Raw genomic sequence first — 1,269 nt, 5'->3', positions numbered from 1 at the left:
TTAAATGTCACAAACAGGGGGCTAGATGCAAACATTTGGCTTTATGACTCCGCTAGAAACCATGGGCGAGGGCTTGATTATTATGATATAGAGCATAATAGCAAAAGCATACTAAAAGAGTGGAGTGCAAGCCATCACGTAAGTGCGACAAGTACATTTAATGACTTATATTACTATAGCGGACAACAGGTTGATCCTTTAGGTTTTCCAACCAAAACTAGCAGACTACGCGACCGTACTCCGACAGCTATGGAGCTCGCTAAGATAGGCAGAGATCCAAATGCAGACTATGCCATTGACAGAATAGCCACAAATTTAACATTCGAGCCACACAATTTAAACGGACACTATAAACTATATGAGTCCAAGATAACAGCAGATGGAGTAATGGTCAGTATGGATGGCTGGATATTTATAAAAAATCGTAGTGATATTAACAATTTTTATTATGATGCAAAGCCTGAAAGGCAAAGTATTAAGTTTGAATTTGATGGTAGAGAAATTTTTTGGAAAGCTTTTACAGATTTAACAGGCACTTATGAAACTTCATATTTAGATCGTCTAGGCAGTAATGTTCATTTAACACAAGATGGAGGTTTTTATAAATTTCATGTCGAAACATCTGATGAGTTGTTTGAATACTCACTAAAGCTCAGTATAAATAATGATAGAGGTGGTTTTCTTTATACAAACGATGGTTCTATAAAACTAGTCAGCAACGCTTATATGGAGGCTCTTGCTCAAAATCACCTTGTGACAAAAGAGAGCGATACGTTTTATAAGGCAAAAGAAATAAATGGTGTGAAATTTGGCGATAATGCAAGCGATTTTGATAAGCCATTTGATCTAAAATTTGAAGGTACTAAAGATGTTGGTAGTAACCTTGATGACAGATTTATCTTTAACTCACACGATATCGACGCAAAAGGTGGCATAGATACGCTAGTTTTTACACAAAACGTGGATCTAACAAAGATAGAAGAGCTAGATAAGCGCCTTGAGAGCTTTGAGCGCATCGAGCTTGACGGCACAAAGGCTGTGAAGCTAAAGCTAAACGGGCAAAACATAAGCGACATGATAGACTCCAACCCTACCGAGGGTCCTGATGGTAAAGTAAGTCTAAATACTATCCTTAAAATTTCAGGCGATAGTGACGACGTGGTGCAGCTAGTTGGGAATTTCATAAAAGCTACAACCACAGAAGTAACCGCTCTAAATGTAAAGCATAGCGTCATCGGAGCTGACTATAACAAGCTTGCAGTAGAGCCA

1 pseudogene is annotated in these 1,269 nt (G+C 38.2%); it reads left to right on the top strand.

Features of this window, described 5'->3' with window-relative positions:
• Positions 1 to 1,269 (top strand): annotated as a pseudogene (locus Q0296_RS07910) (hypothetical protein); the annotation flags it as partial.

Source organism: uncultured Campylobacter sp. (assembly GCF_937890585.1).
GTDB lineage: Bacteria > Campylobacterota > Campylobacteria > Campylobacterales > Campylobacteraceae > Campylobacter_A.
This window is presented reverse-complemented; position numbering and strand designations above follow the sequence as displayed.